The following is an 18,067-nucleotide window of genomic DNA, read 5'->3' on the forward strand; positions in this document are numbered from 1 at the left end:
AATTGCCCTGTTTTCTTGTCACAATACGCCTTTACGCGCGACGGTCAGGATTTTCCGTCAGCGTCAGGTAACCAGTCACCTACAGCGGAGTGTTGTTACACCATGATGGACAGCTTACGCACGGCTGCTAACAGTCTCGTGCTCAAGATTATTTTCGGTATCATTATCGTGTCGTTCATATTGACCGGTGTGAGTAGTTACCTCATCGGCGGTGGCGCGAACTACGCCGCAAAAGTGAATGGCCAGGAAATTAGCCGTGGGCAGTTCGAGAACGCTTTTGCTGGTGAACGTAACCGCATGCAGCAGCAACTGGGCGACCAATACTCTGAACTTGCAGCCAACGAAGGCTATATGAAAAACTTGCGTCAGCAGACGCTGAACCGCCTTATCGACGAAGCGCTGCTGGATCAGTACGCGAAAAGCCTGGGTCTGGGCATCAGCGATGAGCAGGTTAAAAAAGCCATCTTCTCGACGCAGGCTTTCCAGTCTAATGGGAAGTTCGACAACGCGCGTTACAACAGCATTGTTAACCAGATGGGTATGACGGCTGACCAGTACGCTCAGGCGCTGCGTAACCAGTTGACCACGCAACAGCTGATCAACGCGGTGGTGGGCACCGATTTCATGCTGAAAGGCGAAACTGAAGAGCTGGCGGCACTGGTGGCGCAGCAACGCGTGGTGCGTGAAGCGACGATTGATGTCAACGCACTGGCAGCGAAACAGCAGGTTAGCGACACTGAAGTTAATGCTTACTACGAGCAAAACAAGAACAACTTCATCTCTCCGGAACAGTTCCGCGTAAGCTATATCAAGCTGGATGCAGCTGCGATGCAGGAAAACGCGACTGACGCCGAGATCCAGTCTTATTACGACCAGCATCAGGATCAGTTCACTCAGCCGCAGCGTAACCGTTACAGCGTGATCCAGACCAAAACGGAAGCAGAAGCGAAAGCCGTGCTGGACGAGCTGAACAAAGGCGCTGATTTCGCCACCTTAGCGAAAGCAAAATCCACCGACATTATTTCTGCCAAAAACGGCGGTGATATGGGCTGGCTGGAAGAGTCCACTACCCCGGACGAGCTGAAAAATGCAGGCCTGAAAGAGAAAGGCCAACTGTCTGGTGTAATCAAATCCTCCGTTGGTTTCCTGGTGGCGCGTCTGGACGATGTTGTGGCGGCGAAAACCAAGCCGCTGGCTGACGTTCGTGATGATATCGCTGCGAAAGTGAAGCAGGAGAAAGCGCTGGACGCCTTCTATGCTCTGCAACAGAAAGTGAGCGATGCCGCAAGCAACGACAACGAATCACTGGCGGGTGCTGAGCAGGCTGCTGGCGTTAAAGCGGTTGAGACGGGCTGGTTCAGCCACGAAAACCTGCCGGAAGAACTGAACTTCAAACCAGTTTCAGATGCCATTTTCAATGGTGGTCTGGTCGGTGAGAACGGTACGCCGGGCAGCAATTCAGACATCATTACCGTTGATGGTGACCGTGCGTTCGTACTGCGCGTTAGCGAGCACAAAGCCGAGGCAGTGAAGCCCCTGGCGGAAGTGAAAGATCAGGTGGTGGCGCTGGTCAAACACAACAAAGCGGCACAGCAGGCAAAACTGGATGCAGAGAAAATTCTGGCCGATCTGAAAGCCGGTAAGAACGATGCGCTGAAAGCGGCTGGCCTGAGCTTTGGCGAAGCAAAAACGCTGAGCCGTACCGGTCAGGATCCTGTCAGCCAGGCGGCGTTTGGCCTGAGCCTGCCGGCGAAAGACAAACCTGTCTTTGGCACCACGACCGATATGCAGGGTAACGTGGTGCTTCTGGCGCTGGATGAAGTGAAAGCCGGTACGCTGCCAGACGCGCAGAAGAAGGCCATGGTTCAGGGAATTACCCAGAACAATGCCCAGATTGCTTTCGAAGCGATGATGAGCAACCTGCGTAAAGAAGCCAAAATCAAACTGGGTGATGTGGTCACTCAGGAGCAATAATTACGTATCTGCTCGCAGATTTTCGTAACGCTCTGCAAAAACTAAAGGCCGCTTTCGCGGCCTTTTCCATTTCTGCAATCTGTTGTTTGTCCCTGTTTTCCCGCGCGGTTATCGTGGCGTGGCTGTCAACAAACAAGGAGAAAACAGCATGAAATGTGGAATCAAAGCACTGTTAATTACACTGGCTATTGCCACTTCCGGGATGAGTGCGGGCGCGCTGGCGGCGTCCCCTTCGGTTAAAGCGCAGGCTGCACAAAACCAGGCCGATGCAACGTCACAAGGTCATGTTAAAGCCAACGCGACGGTCAGCACGAAAGCCATTGAGGACGAGGGTACGCGGGTCAGTATCAATACTGCCTCTGCGGACGATCTTGCCCGCGTTATGAATGGCGTGGGTCTAAAAAAAGCGCAGGCCATCGTCAGCTATCGTGAAGAGTATGGCCCTTTCAAAACCCTTGACGATCTCAAGCAGGTGCCGGGTATGGGCAGCGCGCTGGTTGAGCGCAATCTCGCACACCTGACGCTGTAATCGCGTAATCACTTGCACTGCGGCAAAAATTTGCCAGGATAAAGAGGTCATACCAGTTATGACCTCTGAACCTATAACAACGAAAGGCTATTGCGCTATGCAGACACAAATCAAAGTCCGTGGTTATCACCTCGATGTTTACCAGCACGTCAATAACGCCCGCTACCTTGAATTTCTTGAAGAGGCGCGCTGGGACGGCCTGGAGAACAGCGAAAGCTTCCAGTGGCTGACCGCACACAACATCGCGTTTGTGGTCGTCAATATCAACATTAACTACCGCCGCCCGGCTGTGCTGGGGGATGTGCTCACCGTGACCAGTGAGGTCCAACAACTGAATGGCAAAAGTGGTGTATTGAGCCAGGTCGTTACGCTGGAGCCAGAAGGGCAGGTGGTGGCCGATGCGCTGATCACCTTTGTCTGTATCGATCTCAAAACCCAGAAAGCGTTGCCGCTGGAAGGGGAGTTGCGCGAAAAGCTGGAGCTGATGATCGCGTAAGAAATGTTCAGGGATAACTGTGCTGTCGACACTTACCGTTCGACAGCACGGTCAGGTAGCCCTTATTTCAGCCCGGTCTTTTTCTGCATTGCGGCCATCACGCCCGCTTTATCCGCAAAATAATGATTCAGACCGTTCGCGCGCAGGTTACAGGCGGCACACTGCCCGCAGCCGTCCCCTTTAATGCCGTTGTAGCAGGTCAGGGTCTCGTTGCGAACAACATCCAGCTTGCCCCAGTAGTCGGCCAGGGCCCAGGTTTCAGCCTTATCCAGCCACATCAGCGGCGTTTCGAAGCGGGTCTCTTTTGCCATTCCCAGATCGACAGCGTGATTGAGTGCTTTCACGAATTCATCCCGGCAGTCCGGGTAGCCAGAGAAGTCGGTCTCACACACGCCCGTGATCACCGCTTCGGCTTTCACCTGGTAGGCATAGATCGCCGTCAGGGTCAGGAAGAGAATGTTGCGGCCCGGTACGAAGGTGTTCGGAATGCCGCTGGCATCCGGTTCGTAATCAGGCACCGGAATGCTGTCGCGGGTGAGGCTGCTGACGGCCAGTTCATTTAACAGCGTCACGTCCAGCACTTTATGAGCGCGGGCGCCCAGTTTGAGGGCCAGTTCACGAGCGACATCGATTTCAGCGCGATGACGCTGACCATAATCAAAAGTGACGCAGTGCACTTCATCATACTGGTGAAGCGCCTGAATCAGGCAGGTTGTGGAATCTTGTCCTCCGCTGAACACGACGACGGCACGTTTCATAGATCATCTCGACAGTTACAGTAAAAGCGTCATGTTAACGCCTGGCTAAAGCGGCGACCAGCTTCTTCACGCGTTTGGGGGAGGAAGCCAGGCTTCGGTGAAGTCAAACCAGCCGCGAGTGTTAAGGCGTATGCCGTTGACGCCCGGAGGCGCGCTGATTTGATACTGGTAGTTAAAGAGCGGCGTCAGGACGGCTGTCTCCATTAACCGGCTGAAGATAGCCTGAAGTCCTGCGTGTCGGTCACGTTCGTCGGCCTGCGTCTGCACCGCATCCAGCGTGGCCTGCAAATGGGCGTATGCCGGTGCGCTCAGCAGATGCGGCCAGAGCGCATCGCAGCGGAGCCACTGCTCAAGCGTGTACGCTGGCGCTTCGCCAATCAGTCTGTCTCCCATCATGATGTCTGCATCGGCAAGCTGCTGGCACCCGTCCCACGTTTTGGCGTCGTGAAAGATGACGGTCAGTTCACAACCCTGCCGCGCAAGGTATGCTTTTAACTGGCTGGCCATGGTGTGAAGCTCAACCGGCAGGTGGTAGACGAGCGTCAATGCCTCTGGCAGCGCAACGTCGGTTAAATCAGGCCATTGTGGGATCGCCCAGCCGGGAAGCAGTTCCTCGGTAGGGGTGATGAGCCCTTCGTTCAGGGGAAGCGTGTGCAGCAGCGTTGAGAGATGAATGATATTAATCAGCCGCTTTGCCTGAAGTTCGCTCAGACGTGGGCTCTGTTTCAGCGTGAGGTAGCAGAAACCCAGACTGGTGCTGTTACTCACCAGCCGCAGGCTGGCCAGCTCGTCGGCCTCGCCAATGGCGATTTGCACCGGGTGGCGACAGCTGGTGCCCAGACTGTAGTCAAAAAGCTGGGGCGTGATCCAGTACTCGATAGCCTTAAGCAACGGATGGCCAAGGTGATACTGCTCGTGGCTTTCCAGACGCACCAGTTCAGGCTCAAAAACGCTCAGCCGGAAGGGACCGCTACCCACCACGGGGTAATCGGGATGCGCCAGACGGCTACAGTAGGTTGCCAGCCTGTGCGCCAGCCAGTAGTCAGGTTGATGGAGAATAAACGTCAGGCACTGCGGATGCGTGGTTTCGATACGTAAGACGCTGCGGAAAAGCGTGCCCAAGCCGGGCTGCGATAACAGCGCCGTCAGGCTTTGCCGGAGCTGTGCCGTCTCTATTTTATCGCCGTTATGCCAGTGCAGGGTGGAGCGAATGTAGAAATGCCAGCGCAGGCCGTCAGCGGAGATTTCCCAGTGATGCGCCAGATCGCCCGTGGGTTCACTGCTGGTACCATTAAAACGCGTCAAACCAGAGAATACCTGTCCCGCCAGATGCTGCTCCGCCCGGCCAGGGAGAAACCCCGGCTGAAGCGGCTCCAGCGAGCGATAGTAGGGAATACGCAGCGTCGGCGTATCGTTCTGCCACTGCCCGCCCATAAACGGATGCAGCAGCGATCGCAAATCTTCAGGCGCGAGCTGGGCCAGCTCCAGCGCGTTGTGCTGCTGTCCACTTTTCAGGGCCTCTTCCATCATCGTATTACGCAACGAGTCCGGGGTGACGTGAAAGCGTAATTCCCCACGCTTACCTCGTCCGGAGCGGGCGTGCCAGCTTAGCCAGCCCGCCTCCTGCGCCTGGCGCAGCAGGGTGCGAACATGTCGCTCGCTGCAAAAGCAGCGGCTGGCAAGTTCACTGATGGTAACCTGCTGCGGTGCGCCGGCGGAGGGGTGCCACAGACGCTGATACTGGTTAAGACGATTAAGCTGGCGCATGAAAAACCCGGAACAATAATTATCATCTATTCACTATTACTTCCGTATATCTCACGTAATACTGATGCACAAGTTAACCGCATCACATTTCGGGAGTAATTATGGCTCGGCTCGCTGCATTTGATATGGACGGCACGCTGTTAATGCCGGATCACCGTTTAGGGGAGAAAACCCTGAACACACTTAAGCGCCTGCGCGAGCGTGAAGTCACCCTGACGTTTGCCACTGGTCGTCATGTTCTCGAGATGCGCCATCTGCTGGGAACATTTGCCCTCGATGCGTTCCTGATCACCGGCAACGGGACGCGCATTCACTCCGTCGACGGCAATATGCTGCACCGTCAGGATCTGAATCCGGAAGTGGCGGACATTGTCCTGCACAGCACCTGGGATACGCAGGCCAGCGTGCATGTTTTTAATGATGAAGGCTGGTTTACCGGGCGTGAGATCCCGGCCTTGCTGCACGCTCACGTTTACAGCGGCTTTAAATATCAGCTTATCGATTTGCGCCGCATTCCGGCACACAAGGTGACCAAGATCTGCTTCTGCGGCGATCACGACGATCTCTGCCGCCTGCGTATTCAGCTTAACGAGGCGCTGGGCGACCGGGCGCACCTGACCTTCTCGGCGGTGGACTGCCTTGAAGTGCTGCCGGTGGGCTGTAACAAAGGATCTGCGCTGGCGGTGCTGAGCGATCATCTGGGGCTGACGATGCAGGACTGTATGGCCTTTGGTGACGCCATGAACGACCACGAGATGCTGAGCAGCGTGGGTCGTGGACTGATTATGGGGAACGCGATGCCGCAACTTATCGCCGCGCTCCCGCATTTACCGGTTATCGGACACTGTCGTAACGAAGCGGTGTCCCATTTTTTGACGCATTGGCTGGACAAAAATAACCTCCCATATTCCCCCGAATAGTGAGACCCTTCCAGCAAGCCAGGCTTTAGCCTGGCTTTTTTTTATTTCACCAGCTGCGAAATCTGCGCTTTCCACGGTTCTACATCGCCAATAGTTGCCTGCACCCATTCTGCGTTGTAATAGGTGTCCAGGTAGCGCTCCCCGCTGTCACACAGCAGCGTGACGACAGAGCCGGTACGGCCTTCTTCGCGCATCCTCGCGGCCAGCTGTAGCGCGCCCCACATATTGGTGCCGGTGGAAGCCCCGACTTTACGGCCAAGCTGTGTCTCCAGCCAGTGCGCCGTCGCGACGCTGGCGGCGTCCGGCACGCGGAGCATCTCATCCACAACGTCCGGAATGAACGAGGGTTCGACGCGCGGGCGACCAATCCCTTCGATCTTGCTCCCCACGGGGCTGCGCAGGCTGGCATCGCGGGATTGCCAGTAATCGAGGAACACCGAGTTTTGCGGGTCAACCACCATCAGCTGCGTATCATAACCCTGACAGCGGATATAACGTCCGATGGTGGCGGAGGTTCCGCCCGTGCCCGCGCTCATGACAATGTAAGAGGGAACAGGATGCGGCTCGTGGGTCATCTGGCGGAAAATGCTGTCCGCAATGTTATTATTGCCGCGCCAGTCGGTGGCGCGCTCGGCGAAGGTAAACTGGTCCATATAGTGACCATTCAGTTCGCGGGCCAGCATTTCGGAGGCCGCATAGATTTCGCAGGCGCTTTCCACAAAGTGGCAGCGTCCGCCGTAAAATTCGATCTGTTCGACTTTACGTTTCGCCGTGCAGGAGGGCATCACGGCGATAAACGGGAGGCCCAGCAGGCGGGCAAAGTAGGCTTCGGAGACGGCAGTTGATCCGGACGACGATTCAATAATCGTGGTGCCTTCTTTGATCCAGCCGTTACATAAACCGTATAAAAAGAGTGAACGCGCCAGGCGATGCTTCAGGCTGCCGGTAGGATGAGTGCTTTCATCCTTCAGGTAAAGCTGAATGCCGGGAAATCCAGGCAGAGGCAGGCGGATCAAGTGGGTGTCTGCCGAGCGCTGATAGTCGGCATTTATTTCGCTGATGGCATGTTTAACCCAGGTGCTATTCATCGTAGTTATCCGTTTGTCATTTTGTGCCCAGCATAGCGAAAAGCACAGAAAAAATTGTTGCTATCTGACCTTTAAAATAGAATGTAAGGAGAATAATTTTCTCTTCGAGGTGGCTATGTTAGATAAAATTGATCGTAAGCTGCTTTCTTTGCTGCAAAGCGACTGCACCCTCTCTTTGCAGGCGCTGGCAGATGCCGTTAATCTGACCACCACACCGTGCTGGAAGCGCCTCAAGAAGCTGGAAGATGATGGCATTCTGCTGGGACGCGTGGCGTTGCTGGATCCCGAAAAACTGGGGCTTGGACTGACCGCCTTCGTCCTGATAAAAACGCAGCATCACAGTAGCGAATGGTACTGCCGCTTCGTCACCCAGGTTTCCGACATGCCCGAAGTGCTCGGCTTCTGGCGCATGGCGGGGGAATACGACTATCTGATGCGCGTTCAGGTGGCAGACATGAAGCGCTACGATGATTTCTACAAGCGGCTGGTCAATAGCGTACCAGGCTTGTCCGATGTCACCTCCAGTTTCGCCATGGAACAGATTAAATACACCACAGCGTTACCCATTGAATAACTTCTTAAAATACCTTCAGGAAAAGACCGCGTGCGATTATTTGCCCAATTAAGCTGGTACTTTCGTCGGGAGTGGCAACGCTACCTCGGCGCGGTGGCCCTGCTTATTATCATTGCCATTCTGCAACTGATCCCGCCCAAAGTGGTGGGTTACGTCGTGGATGGCGTTACGGAACAACATTACACCGCCGCACGGGTGATGATGTGGGGCGGTACGCTGGTGCTGACGGCCGTGGTGGTTTACCTGCTGCGTTATGTCTGGCGCGTGCTGCTGTTCGGCGCGTCCTATCAGCTTGCCGTTGAGCTGCGCGAGGACTTTTACCGCCAGCTGAGCCGCCAGCACCCTGAGTTTTATCTGCGTCACCGTACCGGGGATCTCATCGCCCGCGCCACTAACGATGTAGACCGCGTGGTGTTTGCCGCCGGTGAAGGGGTGCTAACGCTGGTGGATTCCCTGGTGATGGGCTGTGCGGTACTGATTGTGATGTCTACGCAAATTAGCTGGGAGCTCACGCTGCTGGCGCTGCTGCCGATGCCGCTGATGGCGCTGGCAATTAACCGCTACGGCGAGCAGCTCCATGAACGCTTTAAGCTGGCGCAGGCGGCGTTCTCGTCGCTGAACGATCGCACCCAGGAGAGCATGACCAGCATCCGCATGATCAAAGCGTTTGGTCTGGAAGACCGCCAGTCCGCGCTGTTTGCCGCCGACGCCGCCGATACCGGCGCGAAAAACATGCGCGTGGCGCGTATTGATGCCCGTTTCGATCCGACAATTTATATTGCGATTGGCATGGCGAACCTGCTGGCAGTGGGCGGCGGCAGCTGGATGGTGGTGCAAGGCACGATGACCCTCGGGCAGTTAACCAGCTTTGCGATGTACCTTGGGCTGATGATCTGGCCGATGCTGGCGCTGGCCTGGATGTTTAATATCGTTGAACGCGGGAGCGCCGCTTACAGCCGTATCCGCGCCATGCTGGCGGAAGTGCCGGTCGTGAACGATGGCAGCGAGCCGGTGCCGGAAGGTCCGGGTATTCTCAAGGCTGATATCCGCGCCTTTATCTACCCGCAAACGGAACATCCGGTGCTTGAGAACGTCAGTTTCACGCTGCGTCCTGGTCAGATGCTGGGCATCTGTGGCCCGACGGGTTCCGGTAAAAGCACCATTCTGTCACTGATTCAGCGCCATTTTGACGTGAGCGAAGGCGATATCCGTTTCCACGACATCCCTCTGCCACGTCTGCTGCTGGATGACTGGCGCAGCCGCCTGGCGGTCGTCAGCCAGACGCCGTTTTTGTTTTCAGACACCATTGCCAACAATATCGCGCTCGGGTGTCCGACGGCGACACAGGACCAGATCGAGCACGTGGCGCGTCTGGCCAGCGTCCACGAGGATATTCTGCGCCTGCCGCAGGGCTACGACACGGAAGTGGGTGAGCGGGGCGTTATGCTCTCCGGCGGACAAAAACAGCGTATCTCTATTGCCCGCGCGCTGCTGCTGGACGCTGAGATCCTGATACTGGATGATGCGCTGTCCGCGGTTGACGGACGTACTGAACATCAAATTTTGCATAACCTTCGCCAGTGGGGAGAGGGGCGCACGGTCATCATCAGCGCGCACCGTCTGTCGGCCCTTACCGAAGCCAGCGAAATTCTGGTGCTTCAGCACGGGCATATTGCTCAGCGTGGTCAGCATGAGCAGCTTGCCGGGCAGACCGGATGGTATCGGGATATGTACCGCTATCAACAGCTTGAAGCCGCGCTGGATGAGGAGGTCGCCGATGCGTAAGTTTGGACAGATGTGGCCGACGTTAAAACGGCTGCTGGCCTATGGCTCACCGTGGCGCAAACCGCTTTCCATCGCCGTGCTGTTGCTGTGGATCGCCGCGATTGCGGAGGTGACCGGTCCGCTGCTTATCAGTTATTTCATCGACAATATGGTGGCGAAAAACTATCTGCCGCTGGGGCTGGTGGCGGGGCTGGGCGTGGCGTATGTCGGCCTACAGCTGACGGCGGCGGGGCTGCACTATGCGCAGTCGCTGCTGTTTAACCGGGCCGCCGTGGGCGTGGTCCAGCAGCTACGCACGGATGTGATGGATGCCGCGCTGCGCCAGCCGCTGAGCGAGTTTGATACCCAGCCGGTCGGACAGGTTATTTCGCGCGTCACCAATGACACCGAGGTTATCCGCGACCTCTATGTAACCGTTGTCGCAACGGTTCTGCGCAGTGCCGCGTTAATTGGCGCGATGCTGGTGGCGATGTTCAGCCTGGACTGGCGTATGGCGCTGGTGGCGATCGCTATTTTCCCGGCGGTGCTGATTGTGATGGTAATTTACCAGCGCTACAGCACGCCGATTGTTCGTCGCGTGCGCGCTTACCTCGCAGATATCAATGATGGCTTCAACGAAGTGATCAACGGCATGAGCGTTATCCAGCAGTTTCGCCAGCAGGCGCGTTTTGGCGAGCGAATGGGGGAAGCCAGCCGCTCGCACTATATGGCGCGGATGCAGACGTTACGGCTGGATGGCTTTCTGTTACGCCCGCTGCTGAGCCTCTTCTCTGCGCTGGTGCTGTGCGGGCTGTTGATGCTGTTTGGCCTGACGACGCGCGGAACCATCGAGGTGGGGGTACTGTACGCATTTATCAGCTACCTTGGACGCCTTAACGAACCGCTGATTGAACTCACCACGCAGCAATCGATGCTGCAACAGGCAGTGGTCGCGGGCGAACGTGTATTCGAGCTGATGGACAGGCCGCGTCAGACCTATGGCGATGACGAACGCCCGCTGGAAAGTGGATCCATAGCGTTTGATCATGTCTCGTTTGCCTACCGCGACGACCAGCTTGTCTTGCAGGATATTAACCTCGAGGTACCGTCGCGCGGTTTTGTCGCCCTGGTTGGGCATACCGGTAGCGGCAAAAGCACGCTCGCCAGTTTGCTGATGGGCTACTATCCGTTGACGCAGGGGGAGATCCGTCTGGACGGACGGCCGCTTGCCGCGCTTAGCCACAACGCGTTACGTAAGGGCGTCGCGATGGTGCAGCAGGATCCGGTGGTACTGGCGGATACCTTTTATGCCAACGTGACGCTGGGACGACCTTTCACGCCTGAGCAGGTATGGGAGGTGCTGGAAACGGTGCAGCTTGCGGATCTGGCGCGCGGGTTAAGCGAGGGGATCCATACCCGGCTGGGTGAGCAGGGCAATAATCTCTCGGTCGGGCAAAAGCAACTTCTTGCGCTGGCGCGCGTGCTGATTGAGACGCCACAGGTGTTAATTCTGGATGAAGCGACCGCAAGCATTGACTCCGGTACCGAGCAGGCGATCCAGCAGGCGCTGGCTGCCGTGCGGGATCGCACTACGCTGGTGGTAATCGCCCACCGCCTCTCAACCATCGTCGATGCCGATACCATTCTGGTGCTGCACCGTGGCCAGGCCGTTGAACGGGGGACGCACAGAGCGCTGCTTGAGGCAAAAGGACGCTACTGGCAGATGTATCAGTTGCAGCTGGCAGGCGACGAACTGGCCGCCAGCGCGCGCGAGGAAGAGTCACTCAGCGCCTGATGCACCATAACAAGGCAATGCGCTAACAGACTTAACCGTTGGTGCAAAACTGAAACGCACCCTGCACTGCCATGGTGCGTTTTTTTTCGCCTCTTCCCGGCGCATCCGCGCCGCGGCGCTTTCCTCCTCACCTTTCACTTCTGGCACACCCTTTGCAATATCCCTTTCGTGTTAGCTGCGGCCATTACCGAATTCTGACTGGAGGGGATATATGAAGCTGGTTACGGTGGTAATCAAACCATTCAAACTCGAAGACGTGCGTGAAGCGCTGTCTTCCATGGGTATTCAGGGACTGACTGTCACCGAAGTGAAAGGCTTTGGGCGTCAGAAAGGTCATGCCGAGCTTTATCGCGGGGCGGAATACAGCGTTAACTTCCTGCCAAAAGTGAAGATTGATGTGGCGATTGCCGACGATCAGCTTGATGAGGTGATTGATGTCGTCAGCAAAGCAGCCTACACCGGAAAAATTGGCGACGGCAAAATTTTCGTTGCCGAACTACAGCGCGTCATTCGCATTCGTACCGGCGAATCTGACGAAGCGGCGTTGTAAGTAACTCCTGGCACACAGTGATAGGGATCGAGAAAATGAAGAAAGCAACAATGAAAACAGGTCTGGGTTCGCTGGCACTGCTGCCGGGCCTGGCAATGGCTGCACCTGCTGTGGCAGACAAAGCCGATAACGCCTTTATGATGATTTGCACCGCGCTGGTGCTGTTCATGACGATTCCGGGGATCGCGCTGTTTTACGGCGGCCTGATCCGCGGCAAGAACGTACTCTCCATGCTGACGCAGGTTGCCGTCACGTTCGCGCTGGTGTGTGTGCTGTGGGTGGTTTACGGTTACTCGCTGGCCTTCGGGGAGGGCAACGCCTTCTTCGGCAACGTTAACTGGGCGATGCTGAAAAATATCGAACTGACCGCGGTGATGGGCAGTTTTTATCAGTATATTCATGTCGCGTTCCAGGGCTCATTCGCCTGCATCACCGTGGGGCTGATTGTGGGCGCGCTGGCTGAGCGTATCCGCTTCTCTGCGGTACTGATTTTCGTGGTGGTCTGGCTGACGCTCTCCTATATCCCGATTGCGCATATGGTCTGGGGAGGTGGTCTGTTGGCTTCCCATGGCGCGCTGGACTTTGCGGGCGGTACCGTTGTGCACATCAACGCCGCGGTAGCAGGTCTGGTAGGCGCATACCTGATTGGTAAGCGCGTGGGCTTCGGGAAGGAAGCATTTAAGCCGCACAATCTGCCGATGGTCTTTACCGGCACCGCCATCCTCTATTTTGGCTGGTTCGGCTTCAACGCAGGTTCAGCCAGCGCCGCTAACGAAATCGCCGCGCTGGCCTTCGTGAATACCGTTGTGGCAACCGCCGGCGCTATCCTCTCATGGGTATTTGGCGAGTGGGCCGTTCGCGGCAAGCCATCGCTGCTGGGTGCCTGTTCCGGGGCGATTGCCGGTCTGGTAGGTATTACGCCAGCGTGCGGTTACGTGGGCGTGGGCGGTGCGCTGCTGATCGGTATCGTCGCAGGACTGGCGGGGCTGTGGGGCGTTACCGCACTGAAACGTGTTCTGCGCGTTGACGATCCGTGTGATGTATTCGGCGTACACGGTGTGTGCGGCATCGTCGGCTGTATCATGACCGGTATCTTTGCTGCCCAATCTCTGGGCGGTGTGGGTTACGCAGAAGGCGTGACCATGATGCATCAGGTGCTGGTACAGCTGGAAAGCATCGCGATCACCGTTGTCTGGTCCGGTGTTGTGGCCTTTATCGGTTACAAGCTGGCTGATATGACCGTTGGGCTGCGTGTGCCGGAAGAGCAGGAGCGCGAAGGCCTGGACGTCAACAGCCACGGCGAGAATGCCTATAACGCATAATTTGAGTGCCTTGCCGGGCGGCGGCTTCGCCTTACCCGGCCTGAAAAAGCACAATTCGCAGGCCCGGTGAGCGCAGCGCCACCGGGCTTTTTACATCACCCGCGATTACGCATCACACCTTCCTGCACGGTAGAAGCCACCAGCACGCCATCCTGAGTGTAAAACTCCCCGCGTACAAAGCCGCGCGCGCTGGACGCAGAGGTACTTTCCACGCTGTAAAGCAGCCATTCATTCATATCGAATGGACGGTGGAACCACATGGAATGGTCAATTGTGGCTACCTGCATCCCTTTTTCGAGGAAGCCCACACCGTGCGGCTGTAGCGCAACCGGCAGGAAGTTGAAATCCGACGCATACCCCAGCAGGTACTGATGCACGCGTAAATCTGCCGGTACGCTGCCGTTGGCGCGGATCCACACCTGGCGGGCGGGCTCAGCGGTATGCCCCTTCATTGGGTTATGAAATTCGACCGGGCGGATCTCCAGCGGTTTATCGCACAGAAACTTCTCTTTTACCTGCGGCGGAAGCAGATGCGCGAGTGCGCGGGCAATTTCGGTTTCTGATTTCAGATCGTCCGGCGACGGGGCAGGCGGCATCTTTTTTTGATGCTCATAGCCCGGCTCTGGCGCCTGGAACGAGGCGGTCATGTAGAAGATGGGTTTGCCATGCTGGATGGCCGCCACGCGACGGGCGCTGAAGCTTTGACCGTCACGCAGAACTTCAACGTCGTAAACAATCGGTTTAGCACTGTCACCGGGGCGTAAAAAGTAGCTGTGAAACGAGTGCACCAGACGGTCTGCCGGGACGGTCTCCTTGGCGGCATACAGCGCTTGCCCCACGACCTGGCCGCCAAAAACCTGGCGTAAGCCTAAATCTTCGCTCTGTCCGCGAAATAGCCCTTCTTCTATTTTTTCCAGGTTCAGTAATGTCAGCAGATTGTTCAGTGCCTGACTCATAGTGGTCCTCAATAAACGCCGTGGCGAAAGATACGCTGAGTATAACCCAGAAATGAAAGTGGTCCGATGGGTAGAATAATCTTAATATCTGGACGAAATTAGGCATAAATCCGTGATTTGTGCCACACTTGTATTCGTTGTGTGAATAAAACGACATCAGATGGGATCGATCCCGCTGGTGCATTGATGATAAGGAGACTTCAATGAAACTCGTGCCTATGCTCAGTGGTGTAGCAATTGCGGTAGCGTTGTCCGCTTGTGCTGGTAAGAGTGCCGATGTACCGGTGCCAACAGCAAGCGCAAACGGGATTAACACCCTTTCACAGCAAGCTATTCAGCAGCCAAATGTTTCCGGTACGATCTGGATCAAACAGAAGGTTGCGCTGCCGCCGGATGCGGTTTTAACGGTCACGCTGTCTGATGCTTCCCTGGCGGATGCGCCGTCTAAAGTGCTTGCGCAGCGCGCGGTTCGTACAGAGGGTAAACAGGCGCCGTTCAGCTTTGTGCTGCCGTACAACCCGTCTGACGTGCAACCTAATGCGCGTATCCTCCTGAGCGCGGCGGTAACGATCAACGATAAGCTGGTCTTTATCACCGATACCGTGCAGGAAGCGGTCAACAAAGGCGGCACCAAAATCGACCTGACCCTGGTACCGGTGCAGCAAACTGAAGTGCCTGTTGCAACGCAGACCAATCAGCCGACTCTGCCTACACCGCCAACACAGCTGTAATTCTCTTTCGCCCTCTCCATGTTGACGGGAGAGGGCGTCAGTACTCCCAGCGATACTTCTGCATATCAATTTGTCCTGCCCCGGACACCTGCACCCCTTCTGAAAGTAAAGCCTGACGCTGGCGCTGCAAGTCTGGCCCGGTGAGGGAAATGGCGCCATGGCGATTGACGACCCGGTGCCACGGTAACGTGCTTCCTTCTGGTAGCCTCCTTAGCACGCCGCCTACCTGACGCGCCGCTCGCGGAGAACCCGCCAGCCGGGCGACTTCCCCATAGGTCGTGACACAGCCTTCCGGGATCGAGGCTACGATTTGCCACACTCGCTGTGGGAAAGTGTCATGTTCGTCCATTGTTTCTCCTGCGGGAAATCAGCGAAGGGTAATGTTATACGAAGATAAAGAAGATTGTCGGGGCAGTTTGCGCAATAATCCAGCATCCGGTTGCCAGCGGCTTGCAATTGAGGTGCTCCACAGGGATAATGCGCCAGCGCGTTGGTTATCAACGCTCTCAATGGGGGCTCTGTTGGTTCTCCCGCAACGCTACTCTGTTCACCAGGTCAGGTCCGGAAGGAAGCAGCCAGGGCAGACGACGTGGGTGCCGGGATGTAGCTGGCAGGGCCCCCACCCATTTGAGCTCCTCTCCAGTCGTTCCCCTGAATAAACCTTCTAAATAATGTGACTATTGTATTTTTTGTAATGCAACCTTCATTTAACTGAAATAATAATGTCATAAACCTGTAATAATAGACTGTCATTTTATTTTTCGATGCCTTTATTCTGTTATAAGCTAAAAAATATATATCTGGATAACAAACTTATCTTCGTGTATTAAATTAAACACGTGTTCCGAAAGGATGTGACAATCATGGTTACTGCGGTTTTAAACGTTAAAATTGATGAAGCGCTAAAAGAAAGACTTCGCCACTATGCGGAAGACAATAATGAGAATTTAAGCGTGACCACAGAGAAACTGCTGCTGATGGCATTTGAAGCAGTAGAAGAGGCGGGAGTATCGGAAGAGGATGTTGATAATCAGCATACGGAAGAAGAGAGCGTAACTCCATTTACTCCTAAAGAAATCAAAGCACTACGTAAACTTCTGAAGAAGAGAAAATGAAACAACAACTATCGACTGCCAGTGACTACAACGAGGCCTGCAATCTGTTACGTTCCGGCTACGTGAAACATGTTCGTCTTGGCTGGAATGTAGGAAGTGATGAGTTCTTTCGTATTGCGTCTGACTGGTGTGATACCGGTGCAAAAATAAAGAAAGAAGGGGATAATTTCATTATTTCGCTGAAAGGCTTCCCGATTCCACCTCAACATTAAGTTGTTCTTCATGAAAACTGCTGACTGCATGCGATACAGTCAGCAGTTTTTATTGTTTCTGGCGAATAATTTACACCAGGCTCCGTTTTACTGGCGCTACACTTTTATTTAATGCACGCCACAGCGGTTTGATCCGCAATAATGCCTCTTCAAGTTCTGGTGAACTGAGTGAGAAGGGCATACGCAGGTAGCGGTCAAACGCGCCTGATAGTCCAAAACGCGTGCCGGTGCCCATAATGATGCCTGTCGTTTCGGCGCGTGCCGCCAGCTGTGTCGCCAGCATGCCGGGTAATTCAATCCAGTATGAAAGCCCTCCCTCCGCTTCCTGAAACCGCCATTCGGGGAAATGTTCCCGCAGCATCTGGCCGCAGCGGTCGCGCCGTTCTGCCAGCATTTGCCGCCGGGCAGGCAGGAAGGTTGCACTGTTTTCGATAAGCCACAGCGTGGCCAGCTGTTCCAGCACCGGAGAGCCCAGATCCAGCGTGTCGCGCGTTTGCGCGAGGGTGGCGATAGTGCGTGACGAGGCGCGGATCCAGCCGAGACGCAGCCCACCCCAGAAGCTTTTGCCTGCGGAACCCAGCGTCATCACCGTGGCCTCCGGGTTAAAGGCGGCCAGCGGCGGCGGCGGGGGAACATCGAACCAGAGATCGACCATGGTTTCATCCACCACCAGCGTGGTGCGGGTCTGCGCGGCGATGTCGGTTATGGTCTGGCGCGTCGCGGCATCCATGCAACGTCCGGTTGGATTATGAAAATCCGGCATCAGATAGGCCAGACGCGGGGCGGTCTGGGCAAGCGTTGCGGCAAAACCGTCGGTATCCCAGCCCGTTTCAGGCAGCGAGACGCCCACGGGCCGGCATAGCGCCCCCTGAATAGCGGCTATCGCCAGCGGGTAGGTGGGATGATCCACCACCACGCGATCCCCGGGACCGGTCATCATTCTTAAGATCAGGGCGAAGCCGCTGACGGCGCCGTTCACCACCATCACTTCGTCTGCCCGGGTGGGCAGACCGCGTGCGGTGTAGCGGGCGGCGATAGCTTCACGCAGCACCGGAAGCCCAAGCTGATCGTACCCGGTCAGTGCCAGATTCGGCGTGATGGCCGTCAGCGCGTGGGCGTAGGCCTGGTGGATCTCTGGCCCCGCGTTGAGTGCGGCGGTTGAGAGATCCAGCGCCGCGCTGGCAGTAGAAAGCGTGGGCACGGCGCGGCTGTCTGGCAGGATCGCCCGCGAACCGCTGCCGTGACGGCTCTCCAGATAACCCTCTTCCCGCAGATGCGCCAGCGCGCTGCTGATGGTGGTGCGGCTTACGCTCAGAGCGGCGGCCAGTTCCCGCTCTCCGGGCAGGCGCGTGTTTAACGCCAGCCTGCCATCCAGAATTAACAGGCGTAACGCGTCAGCCAGCTGGCGCCACAGCGGGGTACGGGAAGAGGCTTGCTGCCAGTGCCCTAACAGGCGAACCAGAGACTGGCTACCAAAACGACGTGATGACATGTGCAGTCCACTATTTGAAAACTG

General features: G+C 56.2%; 18 protein-coding genes and 1 other RNA gene. 13 read left to right on the plus strand and 6 right to left on the minus strand.

What is annotated here, in order from left to right; genetic code table 11:
* Window positions 1-102 precede the first annotated feature (102 nt).
* The 3 genes from ppiD (at window position 103) to LOC22_RS15830 (ending at window position 2,999) form a co-directional block, all read left to right on the plus strand.
* On the plus strand, window positions 103-1,974 hold the full coding sequence (ppiD, locus tag LOC22_RS15820) for a peptidylprolyl isomerase (protein ID WP_230239036.1): 1,872 nt from the start codon (window positions 103-105) through the stop codon (window positions 1,972-1,974).
* A 148-nt stretch (window positions 1,975-2,122) separates the two neighbouring features.
* Window positions 2,123-2,503 carry a helix-hairpin-helix domain-containing protein gene (locus LOC22_RS15825; RefSeq protein WP_045338275.1) on the plus strand — a complete coding sequence of 127 codons (381 nt, stop codon included), beginning with the start codon at window positions 2,123-2,125 and terminating at the stop codon, window positions 2,501-2,503.
* A gap of 97 nt (window positions 2,504-2,600) precedes the next feature.
* Entirely contained in the window at window positions 2,601-2,999 is a 399-nt protein-coding gene (locus LOC22_RS15830) for a YbgC/FadM family acyl-CoA thioesterase (RefSeq protein ID WP_017694410.1), read from the plus strand.
* Window positions 3,000-3,061: 62 nt separating this feature from the next.
* On the opposite strand, the gene queC is transcribed toward LOC22_RS15830, so the two are convergent.
* Window positions 3,062-3,757, minus strand: a complete 696-nt coding sequence (queC, locus tag LOC22_RS15835) for a 7-cyano-7-deazaguanine synthase QueC (protein WP_015571271.1) — start codon at window positions 3,755-3,757, stop codon at window positions 3,062-3,064.
* Between the two features lie 66 nt (window positions 3,758-3,823).
* Entirely contained in the window at window positions 3,824-5,524 is a 1,701-nt protein-coding gene (locus LOC22_RS15840) for an SgrR family transcriptional regulator (protein WP_023296028.1), read from the minus strand.
* Between the two features lie 101 nt (window positions 5,525-5,625).
* Here LOC22_RS15840 and cof point away from each other — a divergent pair, with 101 nt between their 5' ends.
* Window positions 5,626-6,444, plus strand: a complete 819-nt coding sequence (cof, locus tag LOC22_RS15845; RefSeq protein ID WP_017383195.1) for an HMP-PP phosphatase — start codon at window positions 5,626-5,628, stop codon at window positions 6,442-6,444.
* A gap of 41 nt (window positions 6,445-6,485) precedes the next feature.
* Here cof and LOC22_RS15850 read toward each other — a convergent pair whose 3' ends face one another.
* Complete coding sequence (locus LOC22_RS15850; protein WP_017383196.1) at window positions 6,486-7,532, minus strand: PLP-dependent cysteine synthase family protein; 1,047 nt, start codon at window positions 7,530-7,532, stop codon at window positions 6,486-6,488.
* Between the two features lie 115 nt (window positions 7,533-7,647).
* On the opposite strand from LOC22_RS15850, the gene LOC22_RS15855 reads away from it, so the two are divergent.
* The 5 genes from LOC22_RS15855 to amtB all read left to right on the plus strand — a co-directional run bounded on the left by LOC22_RS15855 (window position 7,648) and on the right by amtB (window position 13,537).
* Window positions 7,648-8,106, plus strand: coding sequence for an Lrp/AsnC family transcriptional regulator (locus LOC22_RS15855; protein WP_015571267.1), 459 nt, complete (start codon window positions 7,648-7,650; stop codon window positions 8,104-8,106).
* A gap of 30 nt (window positions 8,107-8,136) precedes the next feature.
* Window positions 8,137-9,891 carry a SmdA family multidrug ABC transporter permease/ATP-binding protein gene (locus tag LOC22_RS15860; RefSeq protein ID WP_045327600.1) on the plus strand — a complete coding sequence of 585 codons (1,755 nt, stop codon included), beginning with the start codon at window positions 8,137-8,139 and terminating at the stop codon, window positions 9,889-9,891.
* Window positions 9,884-11,665 carry a SmdB family multidrug efflux ABC transporter permease/ATP-binding protein gene (locus LOC22_RS15865; RefSeq protein ID WP_015571266.1) on the plus strand — a complete coding sequence of 594 codons (1,782 nt, stop codon included), beginning with the start codon at window positions 9,884-9,886 and terminating at the stop codon, window positions 11,663-11,665. The genes LOC22_RS15860 and LOC22_RS15865 overlap by 8 nt, the downstream gene beginning before the upstream one ends.
* Before the next feature lie 211 nt (window positions 11,666-11,876).
* Entirely contained in the window at window positions 11,877-12,215 is a 339-nt protein-coding gene (gene glnK, locus LOC22_RS15870; protein ID WP_006809867.1) for a P-II family nitrogen regulator, read from the plus strand.
* Between the two features lie 35 nt (window positions 12,216-12,250).
* Window positions 12,251-13,537: an ammonium transporter AmtB gene (gene amtB, locus LOC22_RS15875; protein WP_015571265.1), complete on the plus strand. Its 1,287-nt coding sequence runs from the start codon at window positions 12,251-12,253 to the stop codon at window positions 13,535-13,537.
* A 95-nt stretch (window positions 13,538-13,632) separates the two neighbouring features.
* Here amtB and tesB read toward each other — a convergent pair whose 3' ends face one another.
* Window positions 13,633-14,493 (minus strand): acyl-CoA thioesterase II, encoded by an 861-nt coding sequence (gene tesB, locus LOC22_RS15880; RefSeq protein WP_022650486.1) that lies wholly within the window; start codon window positions 14,491-14,493, stop codon window positions 13,633-13,635.
* 203 nt (window positions 14,494-14,696) lie between these two features.
* Between tesB and LOC22_RS15885 the strand changes: the two genes are divergently transcribed.
* Window positions 14,697-15,224, plus strand: coding sequence for a YbaY family lipoprotein (locus LOC22_RS15885; RefSeq protein WP_023296032.1), 528 nt, complete (start codon window positions 14,697-14,699; stop codon window positions 15,222-15,224).
* Window positions 15,225-15,261: 37 nt separating this feature from the next.
* Here LOC22_RS15885 and LOC22_RS15890 read toward each other — a convergent pair whose 3' ends face one another.
* Window positions 15,262-15,573 (minus strand): MGMT family protein, encoded by a 312-nt coding sequence (locus tag LOC22_RS15890; RefSeq protein WP_003859016.1) that lies wholly within the window; start codon window positions 15,571-15,573, stop codon window positions 15,262-15,264.
* Window positions 15,574-15,743: 170 nt separating this feature from the next.
* Here LOC22_RS15890 and ffs point away from each other — a divergent pair.
* From ffs to LOC22_RS15905, 3 genes are all read left to right on the plus strand, one after another.
* Window positions 15,744-15,840, plus strand: an RNA gene (gene ffs / locus LOC22_RS15895) — signal recognition particle sRNA small type.
* A 247-nt stretch (window positions 15,841-16,087) separates the two neighbouring features.
* Window positions 16,088-16,339 (plus strand): hypothetical protein, encoded by a 252-nt coding sequence (locus LOC22_RS15900; RefSeq protein ID WP_045348611.1) that lies wholly within the window; start codon window positions 16,088-16,090, stop codon window positions 16,337-16,339.
* Entirely contained in the window at window positions 16,336-16,551 is a 216-nt protein-coding gene (locus LOC22_RS15905; RefSeq protein ID WP_015571263.1) for a hypothetical protein, read from the plus strand. The genes LOC22_RS15900 and LOC22_RS15905 overlap by 4 nt, the downstream gene beginning before the upstream one ends.
* A gap of 70 nt (window positions 16,552-16,621) precedes the next feature.
* Here the strand turns inward: LOC22_RS15905 and LOC22_RS15910 are convergent, their stop codons facing one another.
* Window positions 16,622-18,043: a PLP-dependent aminotransferase family protein gene (locus tag LOC22_RS15910; RefSeq protein ID WP_047734351.1), complete on the minus strand. Its 1,422-nt coding sequence runs from the start codon at window positions 18,041-18,043 to the stop codon at window positions 16,622-16,624.
* Window positions 18,044-18,067: the final 24 nt, after the last annotated feature.

This window comes from Enterobacter sp. AN-K1, assembly GCF_020971765.1.
GTDB classification, from domain to species: domain Bacteria; phylum Pseudomonadota; class Gammaproteobacteria; order Enterobacterales; family Enterobacteriaceae; genus Enterobacter; species Enterobacter hormaechei_C.